Consider the following 24085-nt stretch of genomic DNA (forward strand, 5'->3'; position numbering starts at 1 on the left):
GCCTCCGTACCTGCTGTCCCCGACAGGCCGACGAACCAAGGAGCACACCATGAAGCGAACAACCCTGCTGGCCCTCGCCGACGCCACCACGGAAGCCGTCGACATCGCCACCATGCTGATCGGCGGCGCCCTCGGCGCCTGGGCTGGCTACACCTACTACCCCGAGACCTGGTCGGGCGACTGGCGCCTGGCGGCCACCGGCGCCATCGCAGTCATCGCTGCCGTCGCGATCAACGACCTCGCCGACCTGATCCTGTCGCCGGTGCGCCGCTTGCTGATCCAGGCCCGCCGGGGCCGGCCGCACAGCCAGGCCCCGGCCACCCTGGACGAGGGCCTGGCACAGGTCGCCGCCGCCACCGAGAACGACGCCGCCTCCCGCGCTGCCTCGGCCTCGTGGCGGATCGACCAGGGCGACCAGCTCCTGCGGGACGAGGACCGGTGGCGCGGCTACGAGGACGGCGAGGCGTCCTTCTTCCTCGCTCCTGGCGTCTGGCTGCACTACCGCAGCCAGCAGAACAAGTACGGCAACACCAAGCCGTGCTTCACGCTGCTGACCGGTGAGGGCGACCAGCCGGTGCCGATCACCGGCATGGAACAGATCCGCCACCAGCTCGCCGCCCGCGCCGCCGGCCTCCCCGCCGCCCCGTCCGCAGCCGACACCGAGGACCACGACCAGGACGACCTCCTGGACGACGACCTCACCGGCCTGCACGCCACCGCCTGACGGGCTACCCGTTCCGCCCCGGCCCCCGGCCGGGGCGGTGCGGTGGCCAATCAGCCGCCCGCACCGCTGGAAGGATCTGATGAACCCTCTGATCAGCCCCGCAGGCACACTCTGCGCCCTCGTCGGCCCCCCGGGCTCCGGCAAATCCACCTTCGCCGCCCGCTACCCCAACAGCTGGCGCGTGTCCCTGGACACCTATCGGTGCCTTGCCACCGACTCCGAGGCCGACCAGTCCGCCACCCCGGTCGCCGTCCAGATCCAGACCCTGCTCCTGGACGCCCGGCTCTCTCGCAGCCTGCCCGTCCTGGTGGACTCCACCAACGTCTACCCGAACGTCAGGGCCGGGCTCATCGCCCGCGCCCGCTACTGGCAGCGCCCTGCGGTCGCGGTCCTGTTCGACATCCCGCTGGCCATGGTGGAGGCGCAGAACGCGTGCCGCGACCGCGTGGTGCCCTCGCACATCGTGCGCGAGCATCACCAGCTCCTGCCCACCACCGACCAGCTGCACGCCGAAGGGTTCGTCTCGGTGCACCTGGCCTCGGAACTCACCGCCACTGCTGGCGCCCTGCGCTGATCCACGCACCCGATCCCGAACCGCAGACCTGCTCGCTCCATCCATCACTACCCGGAGGACTCGCCATGAAGGACTGGAACACCGCCGACCACACGATCGCCGACACCGAGCACGGGACCCTGCTCTTCGCGGGCGATGTCCCGCTGGTGATCGCCGACTGGGCGTTCACCGAGGACGCCCCCGACCGCGAAGGCCGCGTCTACGCCTCGGTCAGCGGCTGGCTCGTCAACGGCGGCGGCACCGGTCGCTTCGACGACCCGTACACCGAGCCGATCGAGGCCGGCCGCGCCCGCCTGGTCCGCACTGAACTGCGCGGCCGCCGGCCGCTGACCGAACTGGACGTCCACGTCGACTACCACTCCGTCGGCCAGCCGTACCCGAACACATGGGACCACCGCGGCTGCCAGGTCACCGTCTCCTGGATGGACCGCCGCATCGACGCCGGCGGCCACCCGATCCCGGAAGACGAGATCGGCCGCACCGAATGGACCCACCCGGGTACCGGCAAGGTCTTCGATCTCACCGAGGCGTACGTCCCGGCGGGCGAGTGCTTCTACGACGACCCGGCCCACCCGTACTTCACCTGGCGGCACTTCGACCGGTGGAGCGGTGGAGTACCGGTCCTCCACCCGTTCTGGGGCGACCACAAGACGCCCGCCGACGACACCAGGCTCATCACCGACGGCGAATGGGTGCGTGCCGCCGACGCTCCGAAGTTCACCGAGCGCGTGGCTGCCAGCACCACGGCTGACGCCTGACCTTTCCGCAGGAACGCGGCGCTCCTCCGTGCTGCCCCGGCCCACCGGCCGGGGCGGTCGCGGTGTTCCGCCGCAGATACGCCCCGAGGCAGGCGCACACGGCCTGGAAACCGACGCCTGCCTCGGGCCACCCATCCCGTACAAGACGAGAGGGAGAGACCAGTATGGCCTCCACCGTGCGCGTACAGGCCCCGATCGGGCAACGCGCTCTCTTCATCACCACCCTTGCCGTGCCGCTGACCGGCTGGACCGTGCACGCGGTCAGCCTGCACCGCAAGCTCGCCGCCGCCCGCCGCGACCCCCTGACGGGCTTGCTTGGCCGTGACGGCTACACCACCCGCGCCCGGCAGATCGCCGACCGGTACGGCGACCACGCCCTAGTGGTCATGGTGGACCTGGACCACTTCAAGCAGATCAACGACGGACCCGGCGGACACGCTGCCGGCGACCGCGTCCTGGCCGTCACCGCACAGCGGCTCACCACCTGGGCGGGCAGCCGCGGCGCGGTCGGCCGCCTCGGAGGAGACGAGTTCGCCGTGGCCGTACGGATCGGGCGAGCCCGCCGCGAGATCCGACTCGCGCACCTGACCACGCTGCTCGCCCAGCCCGTCCAGGTCGGCGACGGCGCCCTGGTCGACGTCGCCGCGTCGGTCGGTGCCGCCTCCCCCGACGTCCTTGGAACGACGGACCTGAGCCTGCTCCAGCGGGCTGCCGACGCCGCGATGTACGCGGGCAAGCACACCGGCCGCGCGGTCCTCGCCGGACCGCAGCACGCCACGGTGCCCTCCATCAACGGCCGCCGCGCCGGACGGCCGGGCACCGACTCCCTGGGGCGTGCTGCATGAGCGAGACCACCACCGCCGACCCGGACACCGGGATCCGGGGCATCACGATCCGCCAGCCTTGGGCGGCCTGCATCCTGGCTGGGAAGCACGTGGAGAACCGGCCGGCCCCCTGGTCCTGGCGCGGATGGCTGCTGCTGCACGCCGGGCAGGTCACCGAGCGGGCCCCGCTGCGCGACCCGCTGGTCGCTACTGCGATCCGCGACCGCACCCTGTACACCCGGGCTGTCATCGGCGTGGCCCGCCTCGTCGGATGCCACCAGGACGCCGTCGGTACCGCGCCGTGCTCGAAGTGGGCACAGCCCGGCGCGCACCATCTGGTCCTCGCCGACGTCCAGGAACTCGCGCTCCCCATCCCGTGGCTGCACGGCCAGCTCGGACCGTGGCGCCCACCGCAGGACCTTGTGGACCAGGTCCTCCTCCAGCTCCCCCACCTCGCTCCGGAGGGCACCTCATGAGCGGCTCCCGCGCCGGCGTCCCCCAGCCGCCGACCTTCATCCCCGCCGACGACCGGATCCCCTTCCCTCACACCGACCAGCCGCTGCGCTGCCGCACGACCCCCGCCCTGTTCTCCATCGAGGACATCCGCAACACCGACGAAGACCCCCGCGCCCGAGAGAAGGCGCTCACCAAGGTCAAGTACGCCTGCTCCGGCTGCCCGATCGTCAAGGGGTGCCTGAAGTGGGCGCTCGCCAACCCCGACTTGACGAAGACCGGGGTGTGGGCGGCGACCACCGCCCGCGACCGCAAGCAGCTGCGCAAGCAGCTCACCGCACGGCTCGGTGAGGACTGGGCCGCGGTCGTCGCCGACCAGGACCGCCGCCGACGCCAGCAGAAGCGCGCGGCCCGCGTCGCCCCACCGACCGTCCGCGAACAAGCCCTCGCCCGCCTTCAGCTGGAGCTCATCCCCAGCCGGCCCGCCCCGTACGAGCCGTGGCGTGAGCCGATGACTCCGGCCCGGCAGGCGCAGAACCTCGCGGCCCTCGCAGAAGCCCTGAAGGAGGCGGCATGACGCTCACGGACCTGCTTGTTCTCGACGGGTTCCTGGATGAGCCGACCATGCCGCGGGACGCCACCCGGTCGACCGCACGGTTTCGCCTCACCGTCTCCCCCACGCACGACGGCACGGACGACTTGGTCCTACCGTGCAGTGTCACCGACCCGGTGATGGCACACGCGGTACTTCACGACCTGACCCCGGGCGACGAGCTCCGTGTCACCGGCTACCTGCACCTGCCACGCACCCCTACCGAGCCGATGTTCCTGGCCGTCACCGAGCTGCACGTGCTGCAGTCCGCGCTGCTGCTGGACGACCCCGCCTCACCTGCACTCCGGCTCATCGCCGCCAACCCCACCTGAGCACACGAAGCGGCCCCCGTCGCCCGGACCTCGATCCGGGCGACGGGGGCCGCTTTTTTCGTTCAGCGCCGACGTCAGGCTGGCTGCTCCTGCTCGCTCAGATCTCGCAGCAGTGCCTGGTACTCCTCGGGGTGCTGCTTGCGTAGGACTGCCATCCAAGCGCGCCCGCCCTCGACGAAGTGGTCGCTGGCCATCTTCATGTGCAGATGCTGAACAATGTAGAAGGGGTTGTCGTACGGCAGCCGCTTCGGCTGGCTGACCGTGTCCGTCTCCGACGGGTCCGCTTCAGCAGCAACCGCCGCTACTGCTGGGGTGCCAGCAGCCGCCTGAGGTGGAACCGCTGGTACCTGACTCTCCGCGTTCTCGGCACTCTCCGGCATCTCGGAGCGGTTTACCGCGGTAAACCGCTCCGATGAGGACGCCGCCTTCTGCCCAGCTTCGAGTTCCTTGGTCTGAGACTGCTTGGCCGGAGCATTGTCGATTTGAGCTTTGGCCCTACGAGGACGCGAGCCAGCTTGGGCAGCGGCCCGGCGTCGCAGTTCTTCCTTCCACGCGGCCGCCTGCTCTGCCGCCGACAGGCCGGCGATGTCCCGAGCGACACGGATCGGCAGATCGCCCTTGCTCACGAGGTCCTGGAGCGCAGGAGTGAGCTTCAGGAGTTTGCGCTGCTGGCTTACCCAGCCCTTGGTCTTGCCGTAGTGCGCAGCGACCTTGTCGGCTCCGCCGAGCTCCGTGACCATCGTTTCGATGCCGAGAGCGCGCTCGATCGGGTCCAGGTCTTCGCGGTCGTTGTTCTCGGAGAGGACGGCGTCGAGAAAATCTGCCCGGCTCTTGGCGACGTCTTCGTTGTGGACGACGTTGAGAGTCGTGAGCCCTGCCGCATGGGATCCGCGGTAACGGCGTTCCCCGTTGGCGATGACGTAGGGCGTCTCGCCGACGTTGTCTTCCTCTTCAGGCCACAGCTTGAGGTAGCCGCTGCGGGATACGACTACGGCCGGCTGCAGCTGGCGCCTCTTCAGCTTGAGCCCGAACTCTTTGAGATCCTCCTCTGAGCCGAAGTTGCGGCGCGGATTGAAGCGGGTGGGGACCAGCTTCTCGAGGGGGAGTGTCAGCAGCAGAGGGTCGCTCTTGCCGGGTACGTCGTCGACCTTCTGGCCGGCGAGTGATGCGAGGCTGGTACGGCGGCCGGTCATCAGACGGTCCCCCCGTACCCGAGCTCAAGCGCCAGACGGAAGAAGTCCTCGCGGGCCTCCATGGCGACACGGTTCTTCGGGTACTGCGTGACGACGCGGCCTTCGACGGATGCCCGCGTGTGGATCTTGTAGCGGCGGATGACGTTGTTGGCGCGCGGCCACCCCTCGGCGTCCACGTACTCCTTGGTGTCCTCCAGGTCCGCAGTGCCGTCGCGGGGATCCCAGTTGTTGATGACGACCTTGAAGGGGAGCCCACTGGGCTCGATCACCTTCCGGATCGTGCGCGCGGTGGGATCGAAGGCGAGGCCCTCGGGCGGAATCGGCACGATCACGTCGTGCGCGTACTTCAACGCTTCGAGGAGGAGATTCTCGTCCTGGAGGCTGCCGGGGGTATCGATGAAGACGTGCTGGAGCCCCTTCTGGCTGGAGGCCACGACGTCGGCGACGACAGCACCGAGGTTGAGGGTGGTGGTGGTCTTTCCCACGCCACCCTTCTGGTTGGCGATGACGTGGACCCTTGCCCCCGTGTCCTTGAGGATCGCGAGGTTCTCCGGAGTCTCATGCTCCTGGGAGAAGTCGAAGGGCAGGTCAGTGATTCGGTTCGCCCACCACACAGTGGAGGCTTGGGGGTCGATAGAGACGACGTAGACGCTGGCAGTCATTGATGCTCCGTATGCTTCCCGCACGTTCCGGTACTTCGGGCAAGCCGAATCATCGCAGATAACAGGCGTCTGACCTGCACCGGCATGGGCGATTCATGTAATTGATCCCCTATTGCGGACCCAGTCGTGTCGTTTACCGCGGTAAACCACAGCCTTCAAGAGGTCAGCTGTCCGAAGGAGTCGGCAGGCCTGCCGAGCCGACTCTCGGCATTCCTCCAGAAAATATGAATAAACCACAAAACCCAGTAGCGAGGTGTCTAGGCTGCCGACATCACGGAGCTGGCCGGCAGCACTGTGTGCAGCACGGACAGGCGGCGAAGCCCATGGGCGGCAACGGCTACACATCAATCGAGCTAACTCCTCTATGGAGCAAGCCTCGAGGCTCCGCCGTAACCCACGCCTGGCGCTTCCTGACGGCAGCTCACCAATCCGTCCAAGGAGTCTTCGATGGACTCGCCCTGGTCAGAAGCGCGAAACAACAGGCATCAGGAAGGGATGCCCGCGGCCGGCTCGGGCGGGACGAAACAGACCTGCTTCGCGCGGCGATCGTCTTCACCTCCAGTGGCCTGGACGCCAGTTGTAAGCGCCTCCTCCGCGACACCGTCCCCCTGCTCATAGAGGGAAATGCCGACGCAGCCCGCAAGTTCAACGACTACGTGAAACTGGAACTGGCAGAGGGACCTTCCGCCCCGTTGGCAGACGCCATCCTGAGCCCGACGCCACGCGAGGAGATGATCAGGCTCTACGTCGCCGCACGTACGAAGGCGAGCTTCCAAGGAAGTGGCGACCTCAAGAGCCGGCTCCGAGACACCCTCGGAATCACCAACGCCCAGATCAGCCACACCCGGCTCAAGCAACTGGACGACTTCTTCAAGGCCCGCAACGCCATCGTCCACGACCTCGATTACGAAGACCCGAGCTCCTCCCGCGGCACTGCCCGCAACACCAGAGACCTGGCGGGAGTTCGACAACAGTGCGATGACGCCCTCGCCCTAGTCTCCGAAGTCATAAGCCAAACCGCGGCTAATGTCCGGGTCCTGCCCTGACGCGGGTCTCGCTCAGAGGCCGGGTTCCCGGGATGCCTACTGGCCGGAGCCCGACCGGGGCCGTCGCAGCATCAGCCGAACATCATGTTGCCGGTGGCGAAGGTGGCGAAGGTGACGTATGGACGGCAACCAGGCCAGCCTCGGCTAGGTCTGCTACCAGGATGCGGGCCACGCCCAGAGGAAGCGACAGCACACTGCAAATCCTCTCCACCGATTTGGGTTGCTTGCACAGACGGCAGATTCGTCGATGCTCAGGGATGTTCAAGGACTGCACCTGCGATTCGTCCGCCAGAGTCGTGACCAGAGCGTCGGCCGGAAGGTTCATGCGCGGACGTGTCCTTCCACCGCTCATGGCGTAAGGCTTTACCAAGGGCTCATCGATCTCTCTGGGCTGGAAGGAGGGAATGCGCAGGTGTAGCCGGACGGGAGGAAAATCGGACGATACTGCGTACGGATACGCCATAGCATCCCCTTGCTGTCCCGCAGGAACTTCTGTTGGCGGGGTGGGGATGAGGGCCCGGGCTTGGTCGAGGATCGCGGCTGTGTCGTGCCAGCCAGAATCGCGCAGCGCACTGGCGAGAGCATCGCAGGATGCTGATGACCGGTCTTTGGCAGCGGCTTCAAGGACCCACTCGCTGTCCCGGAGGCTGTCGAGGCCGTCCAGCAGGGGCAGGAGCGTGTTGATGGGACGGTGGCGCCCGGCGGCAGTCAGCACCTGGTACGCCTGAGACCCCAGGCCCGCCTCCCGCAACGCGTGCACAAGGTCGACCAGGTCGCCGCTCGTGCGCTCCCTCCCCGCAGCGTTGATGATCCGGTATGCATCAGGGTCATGCCCGTTGTCCCGTAGCGCCGGTAGACAGGTAATGATCGCGTCGGAAGAGCCGCTCCGTCCTGCAAAGTCCAGGATCTCGTTCGCATCGTTGTCGAAGCTCCGCGTACGTAACAGGGCAACCAGGCCAGGGACGAGCCTCGCCTGGTCACTAACGAAGTCGAGAAAACCGGGGAGACCGCGCTTGTACTGGTACGTGCGGAGCACTGCCTCCTCCAGGTCTTGAGCATTGTCTGAGGCGCTTTCCTCTCCCGCGTCTGGCTGTGCCAGACCTCCGGCATCGGAACGGGTCTTGAGGTTGTCCGCCGCATCGTTGCTGCTGAGTAGGTTGTCCGCAGAGATGTCCAACGAGATCGAGGCGTTCTGGTGGAGCTCGTCGGCCAGTCGGACCAGGCGGTTGGCACCGGCGTCCAGATGCCGGCTTGCCTTGGCGAGGGCTTGGTCGATGTCGTCAGCATCAGCGTCGATAGCGTCTCGCATCGCCACGCTGGTTGCGACTGCAGACTCCTTCTCGTCGGGCTGCTGCGGGGCACCCGGACCACCTTGACGCAGACTTTCCAGTTCCTCCTTGAGTGCCTGGAGCTGTTCCGCAGCCTCTTCGGCAAGCCGATCAGCTTTGCTCCGCTCCGCTCGCGCCCGCTCAAGTTCGGCTTCAGCGGTTCTGCGCTGCTCCTCGCTGCGAGCCAGCCGTTCGTGGATTTCCTCCACGTTGGTGTGCCGGGCACTAGACGGGCGCCGTCCGTCGCGTTCCGCGGACAGGGTCTCGATGTTGCGCTGCAACCGGTCCACCATGGCCAACAGCACGAGAACCATCTGGTTGGCGTTGTTGCGCTCTCGTTCCAACTCGACGGCACGCTCCATTGCCAGCAGGAGCTTGTCGGAAAGGACCAACGACTGTCGCTGCACAGCAACAAGTTCTGCCGCCCGGGCGCCCGCTTCCCGGGATGATTCCGCGAGTTCCCTCGGACCAGCAGCCTGCTTGGCGGTCTGGTTCTGAATCGCGCGGGCCTGTTCCAGCAGGAACTGATGCTGGGCCGTGCTGCGAGGAGAGCACGCATCCGCCACGGCTTCGACGAACTCCCACTCCAATCGCACACCTGCCAGCCGCTCCGACACGGTTGTACGGCTAGGTATCCGGCCGCTCATGAAGTGCTCCGGCTTTAGCTCTGGCATGAGGCGGTCCAGCGACATGTCTGCCTCGTTCAACCAAGCACGCAACAGCATCGCCAGGTTGTTGGCCTCTTCGGAGACACCCTTCAACGGACCCCACGGGCGTGTCCGCCTTCTTCCCTGCGCCAACTTTCCCCCTACGCGTACGCACAACCCAGTCATTGTCCGATCTTGTCCGCCGGACACGTGAACAAGTGGACCTGCTCATCTCACCAGACGCAGCGTGTACTTCGCCGCCCGATGTCCACCGGAACGTGCGGCCCCTCATACGACCGACCCCGGCGCATCCGCGCTGCCTGTGGAGATCTGATGCACCACGCACTCGACCTGATGATTCAACAGCTGGTTACGCAGTTGCCGACCGAATTCCTTGGCGCAGCGCTGGTTGCAGCTACCGCTGCTGCGTGGCGCTCCTGGCGTCGCCATCGCGGGTTGCGAATGGCGCGGCAGAAGCAGTCGACATCTGACTCAACACGGCGCAGCCCTGGGAGCCCGGATTGCCGTTGCATCCGAACTTCCACGGTGCGTGGGGTCGCTGATGCCACGTCGCCTTCGTGCTGGGTCAGCCCTGGAGCGGCCTTGCGAGGACGACATGATTGCTTGGGCACAGAAGATCAATTCTGAGGACGGAGCTAAATCGGCCAGCCGTCCGCACGACGCCCGCCCGCGCAGCGGGCACGATCGCTCGCACACTGCTGATGTATTGGGGCGAGTGCCTTCCCGTCTTCGACGCCGACCCTGACCGATACGCTCCTCGTGCTCGGCCGCCCCTGATGCGGGACTTCCAGTAGGCGCCGGCTGATGCCGACTGTGCACCGCCGGTAGGGCGCGGAGCGCAGTCTCGTCGCGGTCAGCCTGGTACCGAACCGGACCAAGGGCGACAAGGACCCGGCCGAGCGGCCGCGAGCACGGCTTGCGGCCCTCGCGAACACAGCGCGGCCCGATCCGGATGACCGGCCCGGGCCCGCGCAGGTGGGGCGGGGGACTACGCGGCGGCGAGGAGTACGCCAGCGGCGGTGACGAGTTGGTCGCCGCCCCTGCCGCTTCCCAAGGAGCAGTTCCCGAGCTGTGGCTGCGGGGCGGCGGGTGGGGGCGTCAGCGCATCCGGGACAGCCATCCGGCGTATGGAAGTACCTGACGAATGTGACCTATTTGGTCAGTTAATGACTAAAAGAGTGGCAAGTTCAGGCCAGTTGTGTCCGATTAAATCCGGTCGTGCACCTTCTGCGCTCGTGTGAGTATGCGTCAGCAGTACAAACGGAAAACGGGGAGAATCGTGAAAAGACGTGTGTTTGCAGGGCTTTCCGGACTGATGCTGGTCGCTGTCCCGACAGCCGCGCACGCCAACAGCGGCAGCCAGGACACGGCGGCCGAAGACGGCGTGTACCAGGTCGCCGACGTCAAGGACCTGCCTGACATCGGTGACGACGTCGCAACGTGGCTGGCTCAACACAAGAGGCCCCAGGCGCTCAGGGCTGAGCCGGCGACCCTGACCGAGAAGGGTGAGTACTGGGGCGCGCGCCATGGCAAGACCTACCGCTCGGACCAGACGTACGCCAAGCGGCATCAGGGTGTGGCTGCCGGGCAGGGGAATGTCACTATCGCGTCGTGCCAGACCGAGCTGGGCAACCGTGAGGACTCGGCGGTCATCGACCACTACAACTTCTGTGCAATCAAGAAGTCGGGGCACTTCTTTAAGAAGGACGGCAAGGTTGTCGCGAAAGCCAAGTTCGACGTGGTGATCGCGGGCACCGGCGCCGAGGGCAGCCGTACCAACACGATGCAGGCTGCCATCCGCAACTACAAGATCACCGAAGGTACCCCCAACAGCAACAAGACTTTCGGTATCTACTGGAAGACCGCTGGTTACAGCGGCTCGGACGGCTCCAACGCGGCCTGCACGGTCGCCGGCGAGAACACGAAGTACCTCACCCGAGATCAGTGGAACGCAGGCGCTACTGCCACCGTGACCGTCTCATCCACCCGGGCCCAGGGTTACAGCCGCGACGGCGTCTCCCGCTGCGTCATCCAGCCCAACACCCATGTCCCGCAAGACATAGGTGCCGGTGATATCAAGGTGACCGAAACCGGAGTGCGTCAGGACTCGGCGAGCTACGTGGGCGCTGCGGCCTCTGCTGCGATCTTCGACCGCGTGGTGCCGGTCATGCATTACTCCCGCTCCTCCACCGCTCACGGTGAGGTCGCGCAGCACATCTACGATGCCCAGACCAAACCCGCCACCACCTGGCCCACGCACGACGGGAAGTCCATCCCGGGCTCCATCGCTTCAGGAAAGCGGCTGATGCGCCTGTACAAGGACTGGGACGCCAACGCCACCCAGGCCTACAAGGACAACACCAAGGCCAAGAACGACGCCTGCGCCGACCTGCAGAGGGCCGACGGAGAGGACTGCGACGAATACCCCTTTGCCTCCAGCTGGGAGGGCGCGGGCGCCGGTGACGGCAACTTCTCCGTCCGCTACGTCAACGACAGCCAGAACCGGTCGGCCGGCGCATCTCTCGTCGCCTGGTACAACAGCGACCGCATCCTGCACTTTGACCAGTTCTACGTGAGCATCTCCTAGCCCTCGCGGTAAAAGGACGCGGCGCCCCGGCCTGACCGGCCAGGGCGCCGCCTGCGTCTGGCCTAGCGCCACATGTCGATCACGTACGACTCCAGATCGGTGGGCATCTCGATGTCCTCACCGTCACCGATCCGCCTGACCGCCTCATCCCGCCGGGCCTGCGCGGCCGGTCCGCCCCCGAAGCGGTACACACGCACCCCGTACAGCCCTGGCCCCTCCAGCTCCAGCCACTGTCCTTCAGGCCCTCCTGCCATCGAGTGCACCGACACGCGCCCGGACTTCGAGAACAGGGCGACCTGCCCGAGCAACTCGCCCTCGGCGCGCTTGGGCGGGACGCCCGGCCATACGTGCACCTGTGCCGTCGTCTCATGTTCCTGGACGGTGGAGGCCACGTAGACCACCCCGTGGGCTACTGGGAGGGAGGCGATCCCGATGCCCTCCGGCGGCTGGGAATCGTAGTCGTCCTCGTCTCGGACGAGGAACAGGCTGTATTCCACGTGCGGTGTGAAGATCCGGCTCTGCTGCGGCTCGGTCATCGGTTCCCCTCGGTCGGTGCGTCGCGGCTCCCAGAGGACAACAGATCACATGAGCGCCTCGCAAGCGGGCACAGCGCCAGCCGCGATCCATGGCGAGAAGTCTGCGATGTTCCAGGGTGTCAGTGAGTTGGTGTCGGTGATGGCACGTCAGGCAGGGTGCTTCCACTCGCAGGGGGTGAGGTCATGGCGGGGCGCAGGGTGTCCAGGCCGGTGTTGGTCGCGCGGCTGCTCAAGCTCGATTCGGCCGGGGCGCTGATCGCGGCGCCCCCCCGTGACCCGCAAGATCGCCTCGATCAGGGGCCGGTGAGGATGGAGTGGGTGCCGATCCGGCGCCAGACGATGTGGCGGGTGCCGCGTGTCTTCTCCTGGCCGTATTGCCATGTCGCGCGGCCGTTCTGGGCCCAGGTGAGTTCGTAGATGCCGGGAGCGGCGCGCAGGCCCTTGATACGCAGGCCGGGGCGGAACAGTCCGGTGCGCAGGTCGGGGACGAAGGAGTCGAGGACGATGCGGTGGAAGCGGCGGCGTTGGGCGGGGGTGAGGTGCTGGAGGTCGGTGGTGAAGCGGGGGAGGGTCTCGAAGGTGGGCACGGTGGTCTCCTCCGGGCAGCACGACGAAGCCCCCGGCGGTTGCCGGGGGCTGAAGGTGTTCGGGGAATGCGGTGGTGCTCTTCGGTGGGTGGTGGGGGTTGGTGTCTGTGGTGGTGGTTCTGGCTTCTGGAGAGCGATGACACTGGCTGGCAGGCCGGAGCCGCTTCCCGTCTGACGGGCGCTCGGTAAGAAAGTTCGGCCCCTGCTCCCGCCTGGCGGGAGGCGCCGCTGATCGCTCCTTTCTTGCAGGTCAGGCCGGTGTGGTGTGGCCTGCATGATGGACATAGCGCTGATCACCCGTGGGCAGATGTACCGCTATTACCTGCACCAGGTCGTCGTCGGCGACAGCCGCCGACCGGCCCGCAAGCCACTGCGCACGGTCCAGGAGGAAGCCGGCGTTCCGGCGGGACGCTGGATGGGCCGGGGCCTGCCCGCCCTCGGCCTGGCGGCCGGGGCCGAAGTCACCGAGGCACAGCTGCGCAGCCTCTTCGGCGAAGGCCGGCACCCGCACGCTGACCGGATCGAGGACGACCGGCTGGCGGTCGGCGAGACGCCCGCGGCCGCGCGCCGGGCCGGGACCCTCGGGCGGCAGGTGAAGGTCACCGGGGTCGATCTGGTCTTCCGCCCGCAGCCGACACTCAACCTGCTGTGGGCGCTCGGGGATGACAAGACGCGGAAGGTGATCGAGGACGCCCACGAGCGCGCCATCACCACCGTGCTCGCCTGGATCGAAGACACCGCCGCTGTCATCCGCTTCGGCGCCGGCGGTGTCCACCGCGCCCGCCCCGCGCACGGCCTGGCTGCCGCCAGCTTCCGCCACTACGAGGCCCGCTCCGGGATGCCGCTGCTGCACGATCACCTCCTGCTGTCGGTCAAAGCCCAGCGTCCGGACGGCACGTGGGGCTCGGTACACACAGAGGCCCTGCACGAGAACGCTGTTGCCGCATCGACGCTCTACAACGAAATCGTGATGGCTGAGGCGTGTGAGGCGCTGGGCCTGGCCTCCGAGCCGCGCACCGTCACCGCCGGGCGCCGGCCGGTGATGGAGGTCGCCGGGGTGCCGCACGAGCTGATCGGCTGGACCTCCCGTCGCAGCGAGCAGATCGCCGCCGGCCTCCAGGAACTGGAGCGGGAGTACGTCACCGCCACCGACGACGGCGAGCCGCGGTTCCTGCCCGTGGTCTCCGAGCGGGCCCGCGCCAAGCTGAACCGGATCGCCGCGAAGATGACGCGCCCGCCGAAGCAGAAGGCTCGGCCTCTCGCGCAGCTGCGCGCGTGGTGGAAGGCGAGCGCGATCCTCACCTCCGGTGTCGCCGCCGACGTCATCAACTCCCTCCTCGAGTACGCCCGCGCCGCAGCGGCCGCGATCCGGGCCCGGGTCGCCACCGTGGTCGACGTCGCCCTGGCGGCCGTCGACGTCGCCGCGACGGTGTTCGTGATGAACAGCGGCGGCCGGTTCCACCGCCGGCACCTGCTCGCCGAAGCCCGCCGTCACCTCGCTCTCGTCCTGCGCGGCCGCTGCCGCGAGCCGGGCCTGGACGAGAGAATCGTGGACGCCGCGCTCGCCACGTACTGCCTGGACATCAGCGAGCCGAAGACGCTGCGCGGCCGGATGCCCGCCTACCGCCTCTACACCGCCCGCTGGTCGCTGGCCGACCTTGAAACCGACCGCCGCCCGCCCACCGCCGCACCCGACCTGGACCAGCCCCCGGCCGACCCGGGCGCACCGGCCGCGCCCCAGCCCCCGGGCCTGGAGCTGGGGGAGTGGGAGATACCCCGCGTCCCGTTGCAGTACGAGCGGGCCGTCCTCGCCGGCGCGGCGGTCCGCGAGAAGCTGCGCACCACCGTCTCCGCCCGGGGCCGGGCGTACGACGTCGTCGCGCACCAGCAGGCGGCGATGCCCGAGCAGCTGCTCGCGCCCGCGGCCGCCGAATCCGAGCACGGCGACCAGGAGCCGGAGGCCGACCCTCGGGAGGCGGTCGACCTGACGGCCCTGCGGGCCTTGAGGGAATCCCGTACGGACGTGGAGGCCCTCGATCTCACAGCCGAGCGGCTGCGCCTCCTCCAGGACGTGTTCACCAAGGCAGCCGACGACTCCCATGCCCGCGCGGACCGCTACGCCGAACAGGACGATGCCGAGAGGCCGCACCCGGTGCGCCAGGCCGATCAGCAGGCGCAATGCCCGCAGCAGCCCGGACCGCACCGCGGCAGGGAGGCTGGCCACTGAGTGCATCCGATGCCGCTCCAACGACCGGATGCGCATCTCGGCTACCGGTGCAGAGCCACCACGGAGGCCGCCACCGTACGGGCCCGTTCCACCTGCTCATCGCGCAGCGCCTGCAGAGCCTGGACGACGTCTGTCGGTGCGTCGGCGAGGACCTGGCCGACGAAGTGCGCGATGGTACGGGCGATCCCCGGTGCAGCGGCGGCGGGGGCATGTGTGGCCCACCCGTGGATCGCCATGATGTAGATGACCCCGACCTCGTCCAGGGCGAAGGAATCGGCACAAGGATCGGTGTCATCGGACAGGGCGGTCACAGGGAAGACGATCAGTTCCGCGATGGCCGGCAGCAGGCCCGGCAGTTGCTGGACCTCCGACGCGAGCCGTTCCGCTTGCACGTCGTCTCCGGCCTCTACCGCCAGCACATAGTCAAAGCCCAGCTGCACCAGCCGCGGGGGCAGGGAAGGAACGAAGGGGGACATGGGCAACTCCAGACGCTCAGGTCGCCGTGCCGATCACGGTGACGTCCCCGCAGGCTCCAGCCGTCGGCCTGTGGACAGAGGAAGCAGCCGCCGCATACCGCTCTGAGCACCCGCCCGCATTCCTCATGGTTGGGCATGCCCGGTGGTAAGCCCTGGTAGTGAAAGGCGCCAAGGACTGCCTGCCGGGCAGGCCTCCTGCGGTGCGCCCTACGGTTTCCCCTACCAAACCCCCTACGCCGTCCTTTCCGGTGTGAGGGGTGAAAGTTGCAGGTCAGAGGGCGTGGTCAAGGGCTGCATGGCACTTCGACAACCCTTCTTCCCCCTCTTTCTTGTCAGTGGTGGGTGTTAGTGAGTTGAGGGTGGGGCGTCGGGTTCCGGGCCGGGGCTCGTGGCCGCATGGCCGAGCAGATGCACCGGCGCGTGACCGGCGCGGTGGGAGAGGGGCGGGCAGTGGGCGGGACGAAGCGTCGGCCGTACGGGTCGACGGCCAGGACGCGGCAGATGGTGCTCGCTGCGCTGGGTGTGGCGAAGGTGGCGACGGCCGAGCAGATCCGGCAGCTGATGTGTCCGGGCACGGCCAGTGCGCAGACCGTCCGCAACGGCTGCCTCGACCTCGGGCGTGACGGCTTGGTGGAGTCGCTTGGCTCGGCCGGCCGCACCAACGCCGCGGGGAATCTGGTCTCCGAGAAGCTGTGGAACCTGACCGGCCCCGGGCTGGAGGCCGCGGCCGCGGTGCTGGATAGGCCGGTTCGGGAGATGGGCGGCACCGCCCGCGGCGCCGCGCGCTCGGGTGCCAAGCACGCGGTGAAGGTCACCGACACCCTCGCCGCGTTCCTTCAGACCCCACCCGAACCGACCCGTCCCGTACCCCGCAAGCAGCCCCAGACCGCCACCACGGCGCGCTCCAGCGCCCCGACGGGCAATGACACCGGTGGTGTCCCTGAGGTCGTCCAGGAGCGCCCGCAGGGGCTCGGACAGATCAGCTCCTGGGCGACGGAGGTGGTGCTCCCAGTCTCCGGCACGCTCACCACCCCCGGCAGAAACAGCCCCCGCGCCGACGCGGTCCTCACCGCTCCGGAAGAGAGGCTGCCGGTGATGTTCGTGGAGGTCGATAACGGCACCGAAAACCCCCTCGCCCTGGCTCACAAGGCCGGCCGCTACCGCGAGTTCTTCCGCCGCACCGTCAAACCGCCCAGCCCCTTGCCGACCCCTCACGCGCAGAAGAGGGAGTCGGTCCCGATGTGGGAGACCTTGTACGGCCCGCTGGGGCGGGAGGGGTATCCGCCGCTGGCGATCGTGTTCACCAAGCAGGTCGGCTCCACCGCGATGAACAACCGGATCAACAGCGTCATGCGTCTGGCCGAGGAGTACTGGGCGGGCCAGTACTGCGAGTTCGCCACCAGCTACGGCTCGGACGAACGCGACGGTTACACCGACTACACCGACGCTGTGCCGATCCTGGTCACCACCCTGGACCGGCTGCGCGAGCACGGGCCGCTGGGCCCGGTCTGGTTCCGCTTCGGCCACCCCACCTGGCAGACCTTCGCCGACGCCCTGGACGACCCCGATGACGAACGCGCCTTCCGACTCCGGCAGCGTCGGCGCGACCAGCTCCGCGAGCAGCAGCGCGAACAGGAGGAGCAGCGGCGCGAGCGCGAGCGGCAGGAGGAGAGGGAGCGGTGGGCGGCGCGGGAGGCCGCCGCCGAGGCCGCCGGGGAGCCCGACCCGGTGTGCCAGGAGTGCCAGGGGCCGCTGGAGAGCAGCCCCTTCGAGTACGACCCGCAGGAAGAGAAGGCGCCGCCGGCCGACGGAGTGCACTGCGCGGGGTGCCGCATACAGATGGCCGAGCCCACTGGCCGCTTCGGCCGCGTGTTCCGCCGCCTGGTAACCGGCGACGAGCGCTATCCCCGCCGGTAGCGGCCCGCCCAGGGGAGGGCGGGCCGGATACCAAGACTCTTACCCCGGCCTGTGACCGGCGGGGTAAGCGGCAGCCGACGGCTACGTGGTGGCCGATGCCTTGGTCCGCCCGGCTTCGACCTTGGCGCGGCACTGGGTGCACAGCGGGTTGCCGCCATGGCCGTAGCGGTGACAGGGCTGCTGGCAGGCCGCGCAGCGGCCGACCTCCTTGGGCGGGCACGACAGCGGCACGGTAGACGACGAGGGGGCAGGTGTGGTCACGGCGGAACCTTTCTTCTCAGCCACATAATCCACCCGCTGTGGCCCGCATTCCCGCACCCGCGGGCTCAGTCGACCTGAAGCTCGCGGTCCGGGCGGCACAGCGCGCATGCCTCCACACCAGCGGTCAGCGCCTCAATGGCTGCGCGGCGGGAGATCGGTCGAATGCGGGGCTGCCCGACGGTGCACTGGCCGTGGTGAACAGCCACCGGCCGCGGGTCGGCGCTGACGTTCATCTGCAGCGTCCAGGCCGGCGGCGGCAGGGGGCGAGCAGTGGCCTGGCGGGCTGCCTCCCGATCGCGCTGTTCGGCCTCGGCGATGCGGCGGTGCACACGCTCCAGCTCCAGCTGGAGGTAAGTCGCGATCACCCTCAGCCGCGACAGATCGGCAGGAAGGGGAGGCGGTTCGGTCACGTGTTCTATTTTATGCCGTCGGGGCGACTTCAGGCCCACCGGTCGCGCCCCGGCCGTGTGTGGCCCGGCTTGGTGAGGTTCACTCCTGCGTGTGCTGCGCCGCAAATCGAACATGTGATGCAATCCGTGGGTGATGTCCTCCTTCGACTTCCCCGACGATCTCCTGCGGGCCCAGCGCGCCTGGTACACCGCCTACCGCCAGCTCGCCCAGGAGGACAACCCCTCCCAGACCACCGTCCTGCGCCGCACCCTGCAACGCCTGTCTGTCCGGATCGCCACGCACCCGTACTGGGCGACCATCCCCGGCCGGGCGCCGGCCGCCCGGATGGCGCTCAAGCAGCAGACCTGGGCACCGGACACCGAAGAAGCCCGGCGATGACCGCCTACCTCACCGACAGCCAGGCCCGGATCACCCGCGCCCTGCGCGAGCTGACCGACGAGGCCGGCTACCCACCCTCGATACGGGAGATCGCCAAGGCGGTCGCCCTGTCCGCCTCGACGGTCGCCTACCACCTACAGGCCCTGGAACGCCGCGGGCTCGTCACTCATGCCCCGCACCGCAGCCGGTCGTACCTGGTGCGGTGGTAGCCGGGCCCTCGTGTGGCGGCATCTGAGAGAACGTCGGCCGCCTCGCTGTGGGTTTTCGCGCCGCGCCTGGGCGGGGCAAGTCTCCCGGTCAACTGCCTTTTGCCGCACGAGACTCAGCTTGGCGAATTGGATGGATGTGTACGAGAAGGCGCGTCATGCTTGAGGGGATAGTGATGTGAGGGGGAGGCGTGGGAAGCGATCAGGCAGAGACCCTTGACGAGAGGCACCAGCGCTCGCTGGAGGCGTTCGTGGTGAGAGCTCGCCGAGTAGAGGCACACTCGCTCGCTACCGACTGGGACGCCCTCGTGGAGTTGGCTCGCATGAAGATCAACGTACGCGTCCACAACGGCGAAGTCCGGATCCGGTATGAGCTTCCGCCTGAGGAAGTGGTCGAGTCCGCAGCGGCGCGTCTCAGGCCGATACTTCTGAATGACGAAGACTGCTTCCACATGAAAGTGCTGTCAGCCCTGGGCTACATCTGCCGAGCAGTAGCACAGGACGCGGAGTGGATACGAAATGCACGCGCTGAATGGCGGGCACGGGTAAGTCCGTCCCCACGTGAGGAATCCGGCTACTGGAGCATGGTTTCCGACTCAGCTACAGGTGAAGAGCGTGACCTTGATGCTCACGGGCTGGCCATGGCCTGGCTCTACGGAGACGTGGTGCATCACCTTGCAGAACGCCGTCGGGAAGGCGATGCCTTCGGGTTGCTCGACCGGTTTCGCGCCGCTGTGCCGTTGGTCGCCTGGGGCATGGTCGGCACGATTGAGCTCCTGAACTACATCCGAGCTCTGAACGAGGCTGGCCTGCTGCAACTCCGACAGGAGGTCTTCGACGAGCAGGTCGCCTTGGAATCGACCGTGTGGGAAGAGCCTGCCGAGATGTACTACGCCCCCGTCGGTGCTGAAGCCCCATCGCTTGCGAGCTCACCAATGCCCGAGGGGTGGCTCCGGCTGGATAGGACAACCGACCTGTCGATCTTCCGCCACCGTTACGCGGGACAACTTCTGCAAACGGAGCGTTCACCCTTTATGAAGCAACTCCCCTCACCTGAAGAAGTCGAAGCAGCTCGCACGCCCAAGGGCGGCTATAACAGGGCACAACTCGTCGCCTGGGGCGTACCGTGGCCCCCGCCCAAGGGATGGAAGGACGAGCTGGCCGAACGATGGAAGGCCGCACGCCAGGACGGCGCACCGGCGCCCCAGCCCAGTCCGGCCCCGGCCGACTTCGCGCAGGAGACGCTCGACTTCGACTGATCCAACGAGCAGCGGGGCCGGGCAGGGTCATCCTGCCCGGCCCCGCTGCTTGTTCCCGGTTGCTCACCGGCTGAGGCGGATGCGCGGCCCCCACGCGAACTCGAGGTCGTCCAGGAAGACGTCCTCCAGCTCCTTCTGCCACTCGCTGCGCAGACCGAACGGGTTGGTCTCCATCCGCTCCAGGATGACCAGGGTCTCCGGCTGCCCGACCAGCGCGTACCGGCCGTGGGAGGCGGGCCGACTGCCCGGCCCGTACGCCCTCAGCAACTCCTCTAGGCGGGCGCGGTGCTGCTCCACGAACGCCGTTAGTCGCTCGCTGTACCCCTCGCGTTCCTCGGGACGCACCGCCCTCAGCGCGACGTCCAGGAACTCCCCGCCGTCTGGCCAGTGGCGCTCGCCCGGCGCGGCGATGGCCCACGCGAATCCTTCCGCCACCGCCAGGATGCGCCTCGCGTACAGCGGCGCTGGGGCTGGGGCCGGTTCCTCCACCGGGGTCTCTGCCGGGGCGGGGGAGGCCGACCGCTGGAGGTGGGAGAGGAGCATGGCGCTGGAGGCGGCGCGCCCGCGCTGTGCGGTGGCGGTGGTGTCGGCGATGCGCAGCAGGTAGGTGGCGACGTCGCGGACGTCGGCGAACCAGCCGTCCTCGAAACCCGGCTCGGACCCGTGCGGGGGGCTGCTCTCGGAGATCCAGGTGTGGGCGCCGGCCAGCGCTCCGGCCTCCATCTTCGACACGATGTCGTCGGCCTGCTCGTGCCCGATCCCGGCGGCGGCCAGGGCCTGGAAGACCGTGAACCGCGCGTTGGTGGCCTCGCTCTGGTGGTGGCTGATGCGGGCCAGCTCCCGGCTGTACGCGTCGGCGTCGTGCTGCTCGGTGCTCACGCGGTGCCTCCCCTTGTCTTCACGGGTGCGGTGGGCGACCCAGTCCGGATCGCGTACGGGCACCGGCACCCGCGACTCGGTGGCCGGGGCGCGCATGATGCGCCAGCTGGTGCGGTGCGGTGACGCCGTGGGCCAGGATGACGACGGTCTGCCGCCCGGCGCCTCCCCGCACCCACGCCCCGGTGAAGCGGACCTGATCGGCCGCCCAGTCGCCCAGGTGCTGCCATGGACGCAGGCGCCCGAGCAGATAGCCGGCCGCGAGCGCGACGACGGTCGCGGTGACGATGCCCATCACGACCACCGCATCCCGATCGCGGACAGCTGCTCCACCCGCTCCGGCGACAGCGTCGCAGCCCGACTGCGCTGATTGCTGGTCCATGCCCCAAGCCGGAACTCCCGCTCCTCCTGGTCCTTGCCGACGACGATCCGTTCAACGTGCTTCCTCGGCACCCGAAGGTGCCCCTCGCGCTCGAAGAACTGCTTGGCGGCCTGGTAGTTCATCGCCCACTTGTCGGCCTGCGTACGGCGTGGGGGCGGCTTCTCGTCCTCGGTCGCGGGCTCGATGCCGAGGACCTGCTCACACATCCACTGCTGCACGGTGGTGAGGTTGTCCCAGCCGAGCCGGACTGAGCGCACCCACCGTCCGAGGTCCTCGCCCTGGTGCACGACGTCGCCGGGCTCGGTCGGCAGCACGCCGCCGACCTCCTCGAGGTGGAGCCGGACGAGGTGGAAGGCGCGCTGCCACTCCACCGGCCAGCTCGGGCACCAGGAGGGGTCGATGTCCTCCAGCTGTTCGCGCCGCTCGTCGGACAGCGCTCCGGCCGACGACTCGACCGGCAGGCCCTCCGCCCGCCGCTGCTCGATCTCGGCCGCCTTGCGTGCGGCGGCCCGCGCGTTCTTCAGCCAGATCCCCACCCGGTAACCCTGGAACGTGGCGTCCAGCGGGGCCAGGAGATGGCCCGCCTCGGCCGCCCACCCGCGCGCGGCGGACAGGCCCTCCTCCCACGCGACATCGAAGTGGCTCCAGACCATGCCCAACTTCTCCAGCTGCGCGACGCGGTCCTCGTCCATGTCGCCGCGGGCGTAGAAGCGCCGGTTGTCGGCGATCCACTGCCCGAGGGGAAAGTTGGCGAGCGAGGCCGGCCACCCGACCCCTTCCGCCTCTTCACCCTCGGGCACGCGATACGTGAACGGCACCTTCAAGTCGCCGTGCTCGCGCACGAAGATGACGGCGGCCTCCACCCCGCGCCGCCAGTGCTCGTGCTCCGGATTGAGGACCCTCAGGTTGATGAACGCCGCCAGCTGCGCCGGGTCGCGCGGTGTACTGAACTTCAGCAGCTTCCGTGCCGGCGCCGACGGCCCGCCGGACCCGGTCCCCTCGCCCCGGCTCTCCTTGCCCTGCGCGGTCTTCGCGGCGGGCTTGTAAGCGCTGGGAGCCTGCTGCTCGGCGAGCTGCTCCACCACCCGGGCGTCATGCGCCCTGAGCGCCTCCAGCAGCTTCGCCAACCCACCGAACGCCCTGGAGGTCAGCATGCTGTCCGCCGTCTCGCCCGGCCCGAGCAGCACCGGCACCACGAGGGAGGCGACCTTGCCCTCGCCGGGCTGCATCCGCAGCGCGCGGCCGACGGCCTGGACGAGGTCGGGCATGGAGCCGCGGACGTCTGCCCAGTAGACGGAGTCGCAGTTCTTGGTGTCGACGCCCTCCCCGAGGACCTTCACCGAGCCCAAGAACCCTTTTTCCACGACCGTGCCGTCCATAGCGATCCCGGCCGCGAACTCCCCGAGGACCCGCCGCCGATGGCCCGGCTTGTGCTCGCCGCACAGCCAGTCCGCCCAGATCGTGCGCGGGTACAGCTCCGGGTCGGCGGCGTGCAGCTGCGCAGCGACGTCGGGGAGGCCGGCCGCGTACGCCTCGGCCTCCTTGACGACATGGTGAAAGACGAGCGTGCGCCGGAAGCCCTCCTCCGACGACGCCTTCAGCAGCGCGGTCTGGAGAGCTGCGAGCCGGGCCCCGCGGACCTCGTCCGAGCGCCCCTCAGCACCCAGGAGCTGCGCGGCCTGGAGCTGGCTGTCGGTGATGTCCACGCACACCACCTGGTAGGGGGCACAGATCCCCCGGTCGATCGCCTCCGAGAGGGTCAGGGTGTAGCAGCGGGCACCGAACGGCCCGTCCGGATCGTCCTCCATGGACGCCACCAGCTCGCCGGGCGCGCCCTCGGAGTCCTCGTCCAGCTGCCACAGGCGAGGTGTGGCGGTCATGTAGAGGCGGCGCAGGGACGGGATGCGGGTGTTGTCATGGACGACCGCCCACGGCTTACCCAGCCGACCTGACGTCCGGTGCGCCTCATCGACCACGATCAGGTCCCACCCGGGAAGGCCGGCCTTGTGTGCGCGCTCCAGCGTGCCGAGCCCGAGGGAGGCGTACGTGGCGAACACGGTGACCTTGTCGAACGGCCGCACCCAGTCGACCAGTTCCTCCACGTCCGTGGTGTTAGGGAAGGACACGTCCTCGCCCCGCAGGGACGAGACCCCGATCATCGGGCCCGTACGGCCTGCCTCGCGCCACGCGGCCTCGGTCTGGGTGAGCAGGTCCAGCGAGGGGACGAGCACCAGCACACGGCCCGCACGCAGCTTCTCCGCGCTGCGAGTCGCGACCCGGGTCTTCCCGGACCCGGTCGCCATGATCACCTGAGTCCGGAGCCCCTTCTCGGGCGCAAGCGATCTTGCAGGCAATTCGAGGGCACGGAGAACCGCATCTACGGCTTCCTGCTGCGCCGCCTCACGCTGATCGGTTCGGCTTGTGGTCGACATATCCGTCTGTCTCCTCCTGGGCTCTTAGCTGGTCCGGAAATGGGAAACCTGCATGTAGGAGGCGTGCACTCGGCTACGGTGAACGTCACCAAAACCGGGTCACAGCCTCGGACCAGTAGCGGGGGAGCGTGATCGAAAACCGGTCCAGCCCCCTTAGCGGTGCCGCTATCTGAGTCCAGAGTCTATCTAGTGCTTCAAAGTGAAGCGATCGGAACCTGGAAAGTCCCTCGAACGTGGCTGAATTCCGTTACTGTTGCCTTATGGCTATCACCGAAAGCCGCCTGACGGCCGGTCATCTCAGCATCACGCCCCTCTGTTCGGCCTCTCACCCCTCCCGACTGCCTGTCACCACCCCTCTCCTGTAGCTGGCTTGGCCCGTAGGGCCGTCTCGCCCCT

The 24085-nt window shown here is 68.5% G+C and carries 26 protein-coding genes; 14 read left to right on the forward strand and 12 right to left on the reverse strand.

The window, feature by feature from the left end:
- Positions 1-49 precede the first annotated feature (49 nt).
- From M8I34_RS32375 to M8I34_RS32405, 7 genes are all read left to right on the forward strand, one after another.
- Complete coding sequence (locus M8I34_RS32375; protein WP_250055607.1) at positions 50-724, forward strand: hypothetical protein; 675 nt, start codon at positions 50-52, stop codon at positions 722-724.
- 79 nt (positions 725-803) lie between these two features.
- The gene (locus M8I34_RS32380; protein ID WP_250055609.1) at positions 804-1298 is read left to right on the forward strand and encodes an AAA family ATPase; all 495 of its coding nucleotides are present in this window, start codon (positions 804-806) and stop codon (positions 1296-1298) included.
- 65 nt (positions 1299-1363) lie between these two features.
- The gene (locus M8I34_RS32385) at positions 1364-2056 is read left to right on the forward strand and encodes a hypothetical protein (RefSeq protein ID WP_250055611.1); all 693 of its coding nucleotides are present in this window, start codon (positions 1364-1366) and stop codon (positions 2054-2056) included.
- 164 nt (positions 2057-2220) lie between these two features.
- Positions 2221-2901: a GGDEF domain-containing protein gene (locus tag M8I34_RS32390; RefSeq protein ID WP_250055613.1), complete on the forward strand. Its 681-nt coding sequence runs from the start codon at positions 2221-2223 to the stop codon at positions 2899-2901.
- Positions 2898-3356, forward strand: a complete 459-nt coding sequence (locus tag M8I34_RS32395) for a hypothetical protein (RefSeq protein ID WP_250055615.1) — start codon at positions 2898-2900, stop codon at positions 3354-3356. Before M8I34_RS32390 ends, M8I34_RS32395 begins: the two co-directional genes overlap by 4 nt.
- Positions 3353-3910, forward strand: coding sequence for a WhiB family transcriptional regulator (locus M8I34_RS32400; protein WP_250055617.1), 558 nt, complete (start codon positions 3353-3355; stop codon positions 3908-3910). Before M8I34_RS32395 ends, M8I34_RS32400 begins: the two co-directional genes overlap by 4 nt.
- Complete coding sequence (locus M8I34_RS32405; RefSeq protein WP_250055619.1) at positions 3907-4257, forward strand: hypothetical protein; 351 nt, start codon at positions 3907-3909, stop codon at positions 4255-4257. The genes M8I34_RS32400 and M8I34_RS32405 overlap by 4 nt, the downstream gene beginning before the upstream one ends.
- Before the next feature lie 74 nt (positions 4258-4331).
- Here M8I34_RS32405 and M8I34_RS32410 read toward each other — a convergent pair whose 3' ends face one another.
- Together M8I34_RS32410 and M8I34_RS32415 are read right to left on the reverse strand one after the other, a co-directional pair.
- Complete coding sequence (locus tag M8I34_RS32410) at positions 4332-5450, reverse strand: ParB/RepB/Spo0J family partition protein (protein ID WP_250055621.1); 1119 nt, start codon at positions 5448-5450, stop codon at positions 4332-4334.
- On the reverse strand, positions 5450-6112 hold the full coding sequence (locus M8I34_RS32415) for a ParA family protein (protein WP_250055623.1): 663 nt from the start codon (positions 6110-6112) through the stop codon (positions 5450-5452). Before M8I34_RS32415 ends, M8I34_RS32410 begins: the two co-directional genes overlap by 1 nt.
- Before the next feature lie 323 nt (positions 6113-6435).
- Between M8I34_RS32415 and M8I34_RS32420 the strand changes: the two genes are divergently transcribed.
- Complete coding sequence (locus M8I34_RS32420) at positions 6436-7158, forward strand: hypothetical protein (protein WP_250055625.1); 723 nt, start codon at positions 6436-6438, stop codon at positions 7156-7158.
- An 82-nt stretch (positions 7159-7240) separates the two neighbouring features.
- Here the strand turns inward: M8I34_RS32420 and M8I34_RS42040 are convergent, their stop codons facing one another.
- Both M8I34_RS42040 and M8I34_RS41480 read right to left on the reverse strand, forming a co-directional pair.
- Positions 7241-9247, reverse strand: coding sequence for a DUF742 domain-containing protein (locus M8I34_RS42040; RefSeq protein ID WP_374211019.1), 2007 nt, complete (start codon positions 9245-9247; stop codon positions 7241-7243).
- 895 nt (positions 9248-10142) lie between these two features.
- Complete coding sequence (locus M8I34_RS41480; RefSeq protein ID WP_284051054.1) at positions 10143-10274, reverse strand: hypothetical protein; 132 nt, start codon at positions 10272-10274, stop codon at positions 10143-10145.
- A 159-nt stretch (positions 10275-10433) separates the two neighbouring features.
- Between M8I34_RS41480 and M8I34_RS41725 the strand changes: the two genes are divergently transcribed.
- Positions 10434-11741 (forward strand): NucA/NucB deoxyribonuclease domain-containing protein, encoded by a 1308-nt coding sequence (locus M8I34_RS41725; RefSeq protein ID WP_250055627.1) that lies wholly within the window; start codon positions 10434-10436, stop codon positions 11739-11741.
- 62 nt (positions 11742-11803) lie between these two features.
- On the opposite strand, the gene M8I34_RS32435 is transcribed toward M8I34_RS41725, so the two are convergent.
- Together M8I34_RS32435 and M8I34_RS32440 are read right to left on the reverse strand one after the other, a co-directional pair.
- A complete protein-coding gene (locus tag M8I34_RS32435; protein WP_250055636.1) occupies positions 11804-12277 on the reverse strand; it encodes a hypothetical protein in 474 nt (157 codons plus the stop codon).
- 293 nt (positions 12278-12570) lie between these two features.
- Positions 12571-12864 (reverse strand): hypothetical protein, encoded by a 294-nt coding sequence (locus tag M8I34_RS32440; RefSeq protein ID WP_250055638.1) that lies wholly within the window; start codon positions 12862-12864, stop codon positions 12571-12573.
- A gap of 274 nt (positions 12865-13138) precedes the next feature.
- Between M8I34_RS32440 and mobF the strand changes: the two genes are divergently transcribed.
- Positions 13139-15091, forward strand: coding sequence for a MobF family relaxase (mobF, locus tag M8I34_RS32445; RefSeq protein ID WP_250055640.1), 1953 nt, complete (start codon positions 13139-13141; stop codon positions 15089-15091).
- A 41-nt stretch (positions 15092-15132) separates the two neighbouring features.
- Here the strand turns inward: mobF and M8I34_RS32450 are convergent, their stop codons facing one another.
- On the reverse strand, positions 15133-15567 hold the full coding sequence (locus M8I34_RS32450; protein ID WP_250055642.1) for a hypothetical protein: 435 nt from the start codon (positions 15565-15567) through the stop codon (positions 15133-15135).
- A 396-nt stretch (positions 15568-15963) separates the two neighbouring features.
- Between M8I34_RS32450 and M8I34_RS32455 the strand changes: the two genes are divergently transcribed.
- Positions 15964-17484 (forward strand): replication-relaxation family protein, encoded by a 1521-nt coding sequence (locus M8I34_RS32455; RefSeq protein ID WP_250055644.1) that lies wholly within the window; start codon positions 15964-15966, stop codon positions 17482-17484.
- 81 nt (positions 17485-17565) lie between these two features.
- On the opposite strand, the gene M8I34_RS32460 is transcribed toward M8I34_RS32455, so the two are convergent.
- Both M8I34_RS32460 and M8I34_RS41730 read right to left on the reverse strand, forming a co-directional pair.
- On the reverse strand, positions 17566-17745 hold the full coding sequence (locus tag M8I34_RS32460) for a hypothetical protein (protein WP_250055646.1): 180 nt from the start codon (positions 17743-17745) through the stop codon (positions 17566-17568).
- Between the two features lie 65 nt (positions 17746-17810).
- Positions 17811-18155, reverse strand: coding sequence for a DUF6233 domain-containing protein (locus M8I34_RS41730; protein ID WP_250055648.1), 345 nt, complete (start codon positions 18153-18155; stop codon positions 17811-17813).
- A gap of 133 nt (positions 18156-18288) precedes the next feature.
- Here M8I34_RS41730 and M8I34_RS32470 point away from each other — a divergent pair, with 133 nt between their 5' ends.
- The 3 genes from M8I34_RS32470 (at position 18289) to M8I34_RS32480 (ending at position 19999) form a co-directional block, all read left to right on the forward strand.
- A complete protein-coding gene (locus tag M8I34_RS32470; protein WP_250055651.1) occupies positions 18289-18534 on the forward strand; it encodes a hypothetical protein in 246 nt (81 codons plus the stop codon).
- Positions 18531-18743, forward strand: coding sequence for a LexA family transcriptional regulator (locus M8I34_RS32475; RefSeq protein WP_250055652.1), 213 nt, complete (start codon positions 18531-18533; stop codon positions 18741-18743). The genes M8I34_RS32470 and M8I34_RS32475 overlap by 4 nt, the downstream gene beginning before the upstream one ends.
- A 320-nt stretch (positions 18744-19063) precedes the next feature.
- The gene (locus M8I34_RS32480) at positions 19064-19999 is read left to right on the forward strand and encodes a hypothetical protein (RefSeq protein WP_250055654.1); all 936 of its coding nucleotides are present in this window, start codon (positions 19064-19066) and stop codon (positions 19997-19999) included.
- Between the two features lie 63 nt (positions 20000-20062).
- On the opposite strand, the gene M8I34_RS32485 is transcribed toward M8I34_RS32480, so the two are convergent.
- Genes M8I34_RS32485 through M8I34_RS32495 form a run of 3 tightly spaced genes read right to left on the reverse strand, consistent with a single transcriptional unit; the run spans position 20063 to position 23689 of the window.
- On the reverse strand, positions 20063-20878 hold the full coding sequence (locus M8I34_RS32485) for a hypothetical protein (protein WP_250055656.1): 816 nt from the start codon (positions 20876-20878) through the stop codon (positions 20063-20065).
- Between the two features lie 19 nt (positions 20879-20897).
- Complete coding sequence (locus M8I34_RS32490) at positions 20898-21170, reverse strand: hypothetical protein (RefSeq protein WP_250055658.1); 273 nt, start codon at positions 21168-21170, stop codon at positions 20898-20900.
- Complete coding sequence (locus M8I34_RS32495) at positions 21170-23689, reverse strand: DEAD/DEAH box helicase (protein ID WP_250055660.1); 2520 nt, start codon at positions 23687-23689, stop codon at positions 21170-21172. Before M8I34_RS32495 ends, M8I34_RS32490 begins: the two co-directional genes overlap by 1 nt.
- Positions 23690-24085: the final 396 nt, after the last annotated feature.

It is taken from the genome of Streptomyces sp. MCA2, assembly GCF_023544705.1.
GTDB lineage: Bacteria > Actinomycetota > Actinomycetes > Streptomycetales > Streptomycetaceae > Streptomyces > Streptomyces decoyicus.

Coding starts and splice junctions, on each gene's coding strand:
- M8I34_RS32475 (WP_250055652.1), top strand. CDS start 18,531: ATGACCGCCTACCTCACCGACAGCCAGGCCCGGATCACCCGCGCCCTG.
- M8I34_RS32470 (WP_250055651.1), top strand. CDS start 18,289: ATGTCCTCCTTCGACTTCCCCGACGATCTCCTGCGGGCCCAGCGCGCC.
- M8I34_RS32480 (WP_250055654.1), top strand. CDS start 19,064: ATGAAGATCAACGTACGCGTCCACAACGGCGAAGTCCGGATCCGGTAT.
- M8I34_RS32490 (WP_250055658.1), bottom strand. CDS start 21,170: ATGGGCATCGTCACCGCGACCGTCGTCGCGCTCGCGGCCGGCTATCTG.
- M8I34_RS32415 (WP_250055623.1), bottom strand. CDS start 6,112: ATGACTGCCAGCGTCTACGTCGTCTCTATCGACCCCCAAGCCTCCACT.
- M8I34_RS32395 (WP_250055615.1), top strand. CDS start 2,898: ATGAGCGAGACCACCACCGCCGACCCGGACACCGGGATCCGGGGCATC.
- M8I34_RS32450 (WP_250055642.1), bottom strand. CDS start 15,567: ATGTCCCCCTTCGTTCCTTCCCTGCCCCCGCGGCTGGTGCAGCTGGGC.
- M8I34_RS32385 (WP_250055611.1), top strand. CDS start 1,364: ATGAAGGACTGGAACACCGCCGACCACACGATCGCCGACACCGAGCAC.
- M8I34_RS32405 (WP_250055619.1), top strand. CDS start 3,907: ATGACGCTCACGGACCTGCTTGTTCTCGACGGGTTCCTGGATGAGCCG.
- M8I34_RS32455 (WP_250055644.1), top strand. CDS start 15,964: ATGGCCGAGCAGATGCACCGGCGCGTGACCGGCGCGGTGGGAGAGGGG.
- mobF (WP_250055640.1), top strand. CDS start 13,139: ATGATGGACATAGCGCTGATCACCCGTGGGCAGATGTACCGCTATTAC.
- M8I34_RS32400 (WP_250055617.1), top strand. CDS start 3,353: ATGAGCGGCTCCCGCGCCGGCGTCCCCCAGCCGCCGACCTTCATCCCC.
- M8I34_RS32435 (WP_250055636.1), bottom strand. CDS start 12,277: ATGACCGAGCCGCAGCAGAGCCGGATCTTCACACCGCACGTGGAATAC.
- M8I34_RS32420 (WP_250055625.1), top strand. CDS start 6,436: ATGGGCGGCAACGGCTACACATCAATCGAGCTAACTCCTCTATGGAGC.
- M8I34_RS32375 (WP_250055607.1), top strand. CDS start 50: ATGAAGCGAACAACCCTGCTGGCCCTCGCCGACGCCACCACGGAAGCC.
- M8I34_RS41480 (WP_284051054.1), bottom strand. CDS start 10,274: ATGGCTGTCCCGGATGCGCTGACGCCCCCACCCGCCGCCCCGCAGCCA.
- M8I34_RS32495 (WP_250055660.1), bottom strand. CDS start 23,689: ATGTCGACCACAAGCCGAACCGATCAGCGTGAGGCGGCGCAGCAGGAA.
- M8I34_RS32410 (WP_250055621.1), bottom strand. CDS start 5,450: ATGACCGGCCGCCGTACCAGCCTCGCATCACTCGCCGGCCAGAAGGTC.
- M8I34_RS32390 (WP_250055613.1), top strand. CDS start 2,221: ATGGCCTCCACCGTGCGCGTACAGGCCCCGATCGGGCAACGCGCTCTC.
- M8I34_RS32380 (WP_250055609.1), top strand. CDS start 804: ATGAACCCTCTGATCAGCCCCGCAGGCACACTCTGCGCCCTCGTCGGC.